Here is a 9,011-nt window from a genome sequence, read left to right as displayed (position 1 = left end):
AGATGTGTATAAGAGGCAGGACAAATGTCGCGCATTCCGGGGAAACGGATGAAACATTATGTCAGGGCATAAGCCTTAGTGTGTCTGTCTGATTACTCTTGGTTATCGTCGCGTCAATGTGACCAATCCGTAGCCGTTCGCTATGACGACAGGCCGGATCAGTGCGGGCATCATGCCTATCGTGAGCGAGGGAAGCGTCGCCGACGCCAAAATTGGGGTAAGGCTCGCGTCGAGACTTCCGGCACGGACGGATGACTCCGACCTTAGGGAACTGACGAGCCTCGCCGTACAGGGAGATCGCAGTGCGATCGAATCCCTGCTCGGTGAGTTGCGTCCGATGGTGGTGCGCTATTGCCGCGCCAGGCTGGGCAGGGTTTCGGGGCAATATCACATTGCCGACGACGTCGCCCAGGAGGTGTGCATCGCGGTGTTGTCCGCGCTGCCGCGATACCGCGACATGGGCCGGCCTTTCGCGTCGTTCGTGTTCGGGATCGCCTCGCACAAGGTGGCCGACGCGTTGCGCAGCTCCGTGCGCTCGGCCGTACCGACTCAGGATCTGCCCGACGGGCCCGACGACGGGCCGGGGCCCGAGGAGACGGTGGTCCGCTACATCGAGGTGGAGCACGCCCGGCGGCTGCTGGCCAGGCTGCCCGACAATCAGCGGGAGTTGTTGCTGTTGCGGGTGGTGTCGGGGCTGTCCGCCGAGGAGACCGGTAATGTACTCGGCATGTCACCGGGTGCGGTTCGCGTCGCCCAGCATCGGGCGCTGGCGAGGTTGCGGCAGATGGCCGAGCTGGAGTCGGCTTGACGCCTGAGGAAGAGACCGACGCGCTGCTCGACGCGCTCGGCCGTGGTGAGAGGCCGGATCCGGGCGATCGGGCCGTGCGGTTGCTGGCCGCGTTGCTCGACGACGTGGGTCAGCGGCGTTCTTCGGTGTCGATGACGCCGTCGACGTAGCCTCTGGCGTAGTCCCAGCTCACGTAGTCTGCCGGGTCGGGGTGGAAGGCCGGCTCGTGGACCTGCGGCTGGCCTTTCTCGATCATCTGTTTGAGGTTGCCGCGCAGCAGCTCCCAGTCGAAGAAGTGCTGCTCGCCGCATTCGGGGCAGTCGAGTACGAGCCCCAGCACCCCTTGCGGTTCGAGCAGCGAACGGAACACCTCGACGTCGGCGAGATCCGTGATGGCCTCGTCGCGCTCGGCCGCGGTGAGCGGCTCGGCGTCGTCGAGGTCGCCCATCGCCGAGGAAGGGTCGTTAGGGTCGTCCGCGAATGGATCGCGGGGGACGTCTTCCAGCACCTTCCCACCATATGACCGAAGCGGGCCGAGCGGTGGTTATTACCTGAGCCATCCGCGACGGGCGGCCTCCACGCCCGCGTGGAAACGTGATTGGGCCCCCAACTCGGTCATCGCGTCGGCGAACCTGCCGCGGACGGTGCGCACCGACACGCCGAGCTGGCGGGCGATCGACTCGTCGCTCATTCCCTGCGCGGCCAGGCGCAGCACCTGCATCATCCCCTCGCCCCTGCGTCCTCGCAGGAGAGGCACGGCGCGTGACCACAGCTCGTCGAAGAGCGTGCGCAGCACGCCCACGACGACGGGAGTGCGTACGAGATAGAAGTTGTAGGCGTGGTCGGGCAGGTTGCCGCCCCAGTGGGCGGGCAGGCCGGCCACCTCGTCGCCGGCGGTCATGAACCAGCTCGGCACCCGGTCGAGCGTGCGCACCCGGCCGCCGGTCTCCACCAGGCGGGTCAGCTGGTCGCGGACGCCGGGCAGCACGAGCGTGGAGACGGGCACGATCACCTGGACGCGGAGCAGACCACGAGTCTGCGCATCAATCCACGGGTCCGCAAATTTCCGCGTAAAGTCGGTCATGGTGCGCTCGTCGGGAACCGCGGTGGTCAATTGCATCGGCGGTGCCTGCACGGCGATGCCCAGCACGCTTTCGTACAGTACGTCCGCCCCGCTCGCCATCTCCACCGTGAAAGGGCCGCTGCGATAGTCGCGCCCGGCGTCGTAGTCGCGGATCAGGTGGCGGATCGAGCCGAGCGCGGAGTCGATCATGCGACTCTCCTCCGCCAGCCGGTCGAGCCGCCGGGCGATCAGCCGGCCGAGCGCGGCGGCGGGATGCCGGGGCAGGTAGTGGCCGGAGCGCTCGTCGATGACCCCGAGCTTGACGAGGTCGTCGAGCTGGCGGCCGACCGTCTCGACGGACCCGTCCATGGCCAGCGCCAGATCGGTGCGCGTGGCTCTGTGCAGACGCAGGACCGCGGTGTAGAGCGCGGTCTGTGCCGGATCCAGGCCGAGGGTCTCGAAGGGATCGGGCACGGTGTGCGGCTCGTCGCGCATGCGGGCGGCTCCGTCGGGGGGATACGGGCGTGCGGCGAGGATAACCCCGCTCCCCGCCGCTGTCCCCTTGTTTCGCGGACTCCTTGGACTCACCCCGGCTCGCTCCGCAGGGCGTTCCGGGCGGCGCGTGCAGCTTCGTGCAATTGCACGTTTGCACCTTGCCCCTATGTCGTTGAGTGACGCAGGCTTTACCTAGCGTCGGCAGTCCGTCAGGGCGCGGCAGCGCGGTCCATCCGGACGCGGAGGGGGGTTCGGTGGTGCTTTGCGCCGCCATGCCCGGACGCCGGTGGCCGGGGGAGGGGACAGATCACCGACCGTCCCGTCCCCCGGCGCTTTTCGCGTGCCGGGAGTACGTCGGACCGTGGGGGTCGTCGTGCTCCCGGCACCCCGAACGCCCGCGCGGCGAGCCGTGAGCGGCCCGGCGAAGTCGGTTTGGAGCCAGGCCCTAGACTTAGCTCAATCAGCGCAACGGCAGGAGGGGGCCGCAGCATGTCCAAGTTCACCGAGATGGGTTTGACCTTCGACGACGTGCTGCTGGTGCCGGCATATTCCGACCTGCAGCCGGGCGAGGCCGACACCCGTTCCCGGCTGTCGCGGGGCATCACGCTGGCCATCCCGCTCATCTCCGCCGCGATGGACACCGTGACCGAGGCCCGCATGGCGGTCGCCATGGCCCGCCAGGGCGGCATCGGCATCCTCCACCGCAACCTGTCGATCGAGGAGCAGGCCCAGCAGGTCGACCTCGTCAAGCGGTCCGAGGCCGGCATGGTGACCAACCCGGTGACCTGCAGCCCCGACGACACGCTGGCCGACGTCGAGCGGCTGTGCGCGACGTACCGGATCTCCGGGGTGCCCGTCACCGACTCGGCCGGCACGCTCGTCGGCATCGTCACCAACCGCGACATGCGCTTCGAGACCGACCAGACGCGGCCCGTGCGCGAGGTCATGACGCACATGCCGCTGGTCACCGCGCCGGTCGGGGTGTCGCGCGACGACGCGTACGCCCTGCTGCGGAAGAACAAGATCGAGAAGCTGCCCCTGGTCGACGGCGACGGCAGGCTGCGCGGCCTGATCACGGTCAAGGACTTCACCAAGAGCGAGCAGTACCCGCTGGCCACGAAGGACGCCGACGGCCGGCTCACCGTCGGGGCGGCCGTGGGCGTCGGCGGCGACGCCGAGCTGCGCGCCAAGACGCTGATCGAGGCCGGGGTCGACGTGGTGGTGGTCGACGTCGCCCACGGTCATTCCAAGGGCCTCGCCGACATGATCGCCAAGGTCAAGGCCAACAGCAAGGTCGACGTCATCGGCGGCAACATCGCCACCAGGGCCGGCGCGCAGATGCTGGTCGACGCGGGCGCCGACGCCGTCAAGGTGGGCGTCGGGCCGGGCTCGATCTGCACCACCAGGGTCGTGGCCGGCGTCGGCGCGCCGCAGGTGACGGCGATCTACGAGGCCTCCAAGGCGTGCGCGCCCGCCGGGGTGCCGGTGATCGGCGACGGCGGCCTGCAGTACTCCGGCGACATCGTCAAGGCCATCGCGGCCGGCGCCGACACCGTGATGCTCGGCTCGCTGCTGGCCGGCTGCGAGGAGTCGCCCGGCGAGCTCATCTTCATCAACGGCAAGCAGTTCAAGTCCTACCGCGGCATGGGGTCGCTCGGCGCCGTGCGCAACCGCGAGCGCGGCGGCGCCTCCTTCAGCAAGGACCGTTACGCCCAGGCCGACGTCGGCGGCGAGGACAAGTACATCCCCGAGGGCATCGAGGGTCAGGTGCCCTACCGCGGCCCGGTGTCGGCCGTCGCCCACCAGCTCGTCGGCGGTCTGCGCCAGGGCATGTGGTACGCCGGCTGCCGCACGATCGAGCAGATGCACACCGACTGTGAGCTGATGCCGATCACGATGGCCGGCCTCAAGGAGAGTCACCCCCACGACATCCAGATGACCGTGGAAGCTCCGAACTATCACAGAAGGTAAGTCCATGACTCAGCAGGTGGAGATCGGCCGGGGCAAGACCGGGCGGCGGGCGTACTCGCTTGACGAGATCGGTCTGGTGCCCTCGCGGCGCACCCGTGACCCGGAGGAGGTCTCGATCACCTGGCAGATCGACGCCTACCGGTTCGAGCTGCCCGTGGTCGTCGCTCCCATGGACAGCGTGGTCTCGCCGGCCACCGCCATCGAGATCGGCCGGCTCGGCGGTCTGGCCCCGCTCGACCTCGAGGGCCTGTGGACCCGCTACGAGGACCCGCGCCCGCTGCTGGAGGAGTGCGCCGCGCTCGACCAGGAGGCGGCCACCAGGCGGCTGCAGGAGATCTACGCCGCGCCGATCCAGGAAGACCTGATCGGGCGGCGCATCGAGGAGATCCGGGCCTCCGGGGTGACCACGGCGGTGCGCCTGTCGCCGCAGCGCACGGTCCAGTACCACAAGGCCGTCATCGACGCCGGCGTCGACATCTTCGTCATCCGCGGCACGACCGTCTCCGCCGAGCACGTGTCGGGGCGGGCCGAGCCGCTCAACCTCAAGCAGTTCATCTACGAGCTCGACGTGCCGGTCATCGTGGGCGGCTGCGCCACCTACACCGCGGCGCTCCACCTCATGCGCACGGGCGCGGCCGGGGTGCTGGTGGGCTTCGGCGGCGGCGCCTCCCACACGACCCGTAACGTCCTGGGCGTGGCGGTGCCGATGGCCACCGCGATCTCCGACGTCGCCGCGGCGCGGCGCGACTACATGGACGAGTCCGGCGGGCGCTACGTCCACGTCATCGCCGACGGCGGCATGGGCACGTCCGGCGACATCGCCAAGGCGATCGCCTGCGGCGCCGACGCCGTGATGGTGGGCTCGCCGCTGGCCCGCGCGGTGGAGGCTCCCGGTCACGGGTTCCACTGGGGTTCGGAGGCGCACCACCCTGACCTGCCGCGGGGGCGGCGGGTCGAGTTCGGCACCGTCGGCACGCTGGAGCAGATCCTGCACGGGCCGTCGAGCGTGGCCGACGGCTCGATGAACCTCATGGGCGCGCTCAAGCGCACCATGGCCTCGACCGGCTACTCCGACATCAAGGAGTTCCAGCGGGTCGAGGTCGTCGTCGCGCCGATCCAGCGCTGACGTCCTCTCCGGCCGTCGTCCGGCGAGAGCCAGGGCGGCGGCCGTGACGTAGGGTTTCGGCATGGATTCCCTTGAAGAGAGGATCGCCCGGCTGGAGCAGCAGGTCGCCGTGCTGCAGCGCCGTCTCGGCGTCGACCCCGCGCTCCCCGAGCCCCGTCCCGGCACGCCGGCGCTGTCCGCCGAGTTCTACCGGGCGCTGGAGAACGGGAAGACGATCAGGGCCATCAAGATCTACCGCGAGTCCACGGGCGCGTCGTTGCTCGCCGCCAAGAACGCCGTCGAGGCCATGGAGCGCGGCGCCAGGCCCTGAGCCTGCGTTGACGTGGTGAGCGGTGGTGTGGGGTTGAGCGCGGTCGAGCGGGTGTTCCGTGAGCAGTACGGGCGGGCGGTCGCCGTGCTCGTGCGGGCGTTCGGGGACATCGACCTCGCTGAGGAGGCCGTGCAGGAGGCGTTCGCGGTGGCCGTGCGGCAGTGGCCCGAGGCCGGGATGCCGCCGAGCCCGGCGGGCTGGATCATCACGACGGCGCGCAACCGGGCGATCGACCGGCTGCGGAGGGAGTCGAGCCGGCACGAGCGGCAGGTGCAGGCCGTTCAGCTGTACGACGCCGACCCGCCGGTCGCCGCGGACGGGCCCGTCCACGATGACCGGTTGCGGCTGATCTTCACCTGCTGCCATCCCGCCCTGGCCGTGCACGCGCAGGTGGCGCTCACGTTGCGGCTGCTCGGCGGGCTCACGACAGCGGAGATCGCCCGCGCGTTCCTCGTGCCCGAGGCGACCATGGCGCAGCGGCTGGTCAGGGCCAAGAGCAAGATCCGGCGGGCGCGCATCCCGTACCGGGTGCCGGGGGAGGGCGAGCTGCCCGAGCGGTTGCGGGCGGTGCTGGCCGTGGTCTATCTGATATTCAACGAGGGGTACGCGGCCAGCTCGGGCGACCGGCTGGTCCGCGAGGACCTGTGCGCGGAGGCCGTCAGGCTGGGGCGGCTGCTGGCCGCGCTCATGCCGGACGAGCCCGAGGTCAAGGGGCTGCTCGCGCTCATGCTGCTCATCGAGGCGCGCCGCCCGGCCCGTACCGGCGCGGACGGCCGGCTGGTGCCGCTGGCCGAGCAGGACCGCGCGCTGGGGGACCGGGCGCTGATCGAGGAGGGGCAGGACCTCGTCCGGTGGTGCCTGCGGCGCGACACTCCGGGGCCGTACCAGGTGCAGGCGGCGATCAACGCGGTGCACGGCGACGCCGCGAGAGCGCGGGAGACCGACTGGCGGCAGATCCTGCGGCTGTACGACCTGCTGCTGACGCTCGACCCGACCCCCGTGGTCGCGGTGAACCGGGCGGTGGCCGTGGCCGAGGTCGAGGGGCCGCGGGCGGCGTTGCGGCTGGTGGACGACCTCGACGCGGACGGCTACCACCTGTTCCACGCCGTACGGGCCGATCTGCTGCGGCGGCTGGGCCGTAGCGAGGAGGCGGCTCGGGCGTACGAGGCCGCGATCGCGCGGTCGGGCAACGACGTCGAGCGGGCGTTCCTGCGCGCGGCCGCTCAGCGGCTTGCAGGCGCTGGTCTGGTTGTTCCTGCTCTCGCACGAGGGCCCGCGCAACCCGCCCGGGACCTTCCTGCGGCAGGCCGGACGCACCCTCGCTACCCTGGGCGCGTGAGACTCGCGGGACCGGCCGACCAGGCGGCCGTCGAGCAGCTCGTCCACGACGCGTACACGCCGTGGATCGAGGCCGTCGGCGTGCGGCCGCTGCCCCTGGAGGCCGACTACGGCGCGCTCATCGCGGCCGGCCGGGTGCACGTGACCGACTCGCTCGACGGGCTCGTCGTGCTCGTCCCCGAGGACGGCGCGCTGCTGGTGGAGAACGTCGCCGTACGTCCGGAGACGCACGGCAGGGGCATCGGGCGGGCGCTGCTCGCCTACGCCGAGGACGAGGCGCGCAGGCTGGGGCTGCCCGCGCTGCGCCTCTACACCAACGTCAAGATGACGTCGAACATCCGGCTGTACGCCTCGCTCGGCTACGTCGAGACCAGGCGCGCGGGCATCGAGGGCCGCCAAGCCGTGCTGATGCGCAAGTCGCTCAGCCCGTGAGCACGCCCAGCAGGTGGGTGACCTCGCGGGCCACCGCGTCGCGCCCCGACTTCACGTACTTGCGCGGGTCGACCACGCGCTCGTCGCGGCCCAGGTGTTCGCGGATCGCGCCGGTGAACGCCTTGTTCAGATGGGTCGCGATGTTGATCTTCTTCATGCCCCGGCGTACGGCCTCGCGCAGCGTGTCGTCGGGGACGCCCGAGGAGCCGTGCAGCACCAGGGGCACCGGCACGGCCGCGCGCAGCTCGGCGATGAGATCGAGGTCGAGCACCGCGTCCTTCGTCGTCATCGCGTGCGAGGTGCCGACGGCGACGGCGAGGGCGTCCACGCCGGTCCTGGCCACGTAGTCGACCGCCTCGTGCGGCTTGGTGCGGGCGCCGGGGGCGTGCACGCCGTCCTTGCCGCCGACCTCGCCCAGCTCCGCTTCCACCCATACGCCGTGCTCGTGACAGAAGGCCGCCACCTCGGCGGTCGCGCGGACGTTGTCCTCGTCGGGCAGGGCCGAGGCGTCGTACATGACTGAGCCCAGGCCCAGCACCACCGCCTCCTCGACGAGCGCCCGGTCGGTGGCGTGGTCGAGGTGGACGGCGACCGGCACGTCCGCCCGGCGGGCGATCGCGAGGCAGGCCAGCGCCAGGGGTTCCAGGGCGCCGTGGTAGCGGACGCAGTTCTCGCTGATCTGCAGGACGACCGGCCGCCCGGCGGCCTCGGCGCCGGCCACGACGGCGGTGGCGTGCTCCAGCTGGATCACGTTGAACGCGCCCACCCCCGCGGGGGACTGGTGGACGATGTCGCCGATGGGAGCGAGGGGCATGAGGGCTCCTTCAGGAGAGGCTGATCAGGGGGTGGATGGCGGCGTACACGCCGGGGTCGAACTCCCCGGCCACGGGCGTGGCCACGGCCGCCGCGCCGAGCGCCGCGGCGCGTCTGAGCCGGTCGGGCCACGGGGTTTGCTCGACCAGGCCGAGCGCCAGCCCGGCCACCAGTGCGTCGCCCGCGCCCGTCGGGTTGCCCTGGACGGTGTACGGCATCCGTGCCCGGAACGTCCCCTCGCCGGTGACCGCCAGCAGGCCGTCGGCGCCCATGGACACCACGACGGCTCCCGCGCCCCTTTCACGCAGCGCCTCGGCGCCCTGCGCCGGGGTGCCGCCGGGGACGGCTCTGGCCAGCTCGTCCGCGTTGGGCTTGACGATGGCCGGGCGGCCCCCGGGGGCGTGGCGCAGGGGCTCGCCGTCGGCGTCCACGATCGCCGGGACGCCCCGTTCGGCGGCGAGGGCGGCCAGGGTGGCGTAGACGTCGGCGGGGACGCCGCGCGGCAGGCTCCCCGAGATGACCACGGCTTGCGCGTCGTTCAGGAGCGAGATGTAGTGCCGCGTGAACGCCGCCAGCTCCTCGGCCGTCACTTCGGGGCCGGGCTCGTTGAACAGCGCCGTCCGCCCCCCGCCGGGTGCCTCCGCGATCTCGGGAGCGGTGGCGGGCGTCCCGAGGG

9 protein-coding genes are annotated in these 9,011 nt (G+C 71.3%); 5 read left to right on the top strand and 4 right to left on the bottom strand.

The genetic code is table 11. From position 1 onward, the window contains the following. The first annotated feature begins 172 nt into the window (after window positions 1–172). Window positions 173–808, top strand: a complete 636-nt coding sequence (locus tag C1J01_RS42835) for a sigma-70 family RNA polymerase sigma factor (RefSeq protein WP_090930520.1) — start codon at window positions 173–175, stop codon at window positions 806–808. A 109-nt stretch (window positions 809–917) separates the two neighbouring features. On the opposite strand, the gene C1J01_RS42830 is transcribed toward C1J01_RS42835, so the two are convergent. Together C1J01_RS42830 and C1J01_RS42825 are read right to left on the bottom strand one after the other, a co-directional pair. Continuing rightward, the gene (locus C1J01_RS42830) at window positions 918–1,295 is read right to left on the bottom strand and encodes a DUF5319 domain-containing protein (protein WP_111184766.1); all 378 of its coding nucleotides are present in this window, start codon (window positions 1,293–1,295) and stop codon (window positions 918–920) included. 39 nt (window positions 1,296–1,334) lie between these two features. Further along, window positions 1,335–2,345 carry a helix-turn-helix transcriptional regulator gene (locus C1J01_RS42825; RefSeq protein WP_111184765.1) on the bottom strand — a complete coding sequence of 337 codons (1,011 nt, stop codon included), beginning with the start codon at window positions 2,343–2,345 and terminating at the stop codon, window positions 1,335–1,337. A gap of 489 nt (window positions 2,346–2,834) precedes the next feature. Here C1J01_RS42825 and guaB point away from each other — a divergent pair, with 489 nt between their 5' ends. From guaB to C1J01_RS42805, 4 genes are all read left to right on the top strand, one after another. Continuing rightward, window positions 2,835–4,316 (top strand): IMP dehydrogenase, encoded by a 1,482-nt coding sequence (gene guaB / locus C1J01_RS42820; protein WP_111184764.1) that lies wholly within the window; start codon window positions 2,835–2,837, stop codon window positions 4,314–4,316. Between the two features lie 4 nt (window positions 4,317–4,320). Continuing rightward, on the top strand, window positions 4,321–5,442 hold the full coding sequence (locus tag C1J01_RS42815) for a GuaB3 family IMP dehydrogenase-related protein (RefSeq protein WP_181449273.1): 1,122 nt from the start codon (window positions 4,321–4,323) through the stop codon (window positions 5,440–5,442). 61 nt (window positions 5,443–5,503) lie between these two features. After that, a complete protein-coding gene (locus C1J01_RS42810) occupies window positions 5,504–5,752 on the top strand; it encodes a hypothetical protein (protein ID WP_111184762.1) in 249 nt (82 codons plus the stop codon). 33 nt (window positions 5,753–5,785) lie between these two features. Further along, window positions 5,786–7,522 (top strand): GNAT family N-acetyltransferase, encoded by a 1,737-nt coding sequence (locus C1J01_RS42805; RefSeq protein ID WP_328589738.1) that lies wholly within the window; start codon window positions 5,786–5,788, stop codon window positions 7,520–7,522. Here C1J01_RS42805 and C1J01_RS42800 read toward each other — a convergent pair. Further along, window positions 7,512–8,336, bottom strand: coding sequence for a class II fructose-bisphosphate aldolase (locus C1J01_RS42800; protein WP_111184760.1), 825 nt, complete (start codon window positions 8,334–8,336; stop codon window positions 7,512–7,514). The genes C1J01_RS42805 and C1J01_RS42800 overlap by 11 nt on opposite strands. Window positions 8,337–8,346: 10 nt before the next feature. Beyond that, the coding region (locus C1J01_RS42795; protein ID WP_111184759.1) for a 1-phosphofructokinase family hexose kinase at window positions 8,347–9,011 on the bottom strand (665 nt) is incomplete at its 5' end.

The organism is Nonomuraea aridisoli (genome assembly GCF_003236395.1).
Taxonomy (GTDB): domain Bacteria; phylum Actinomycetota; class Actinomycetes; order Streptosporangiales; family Streptosporangiaceae; genus Nonomuraea; species Nonomuraea aridisoli.
This window is presented reverse-complemented; position numbering and strand designations above follow the sequence as displayed.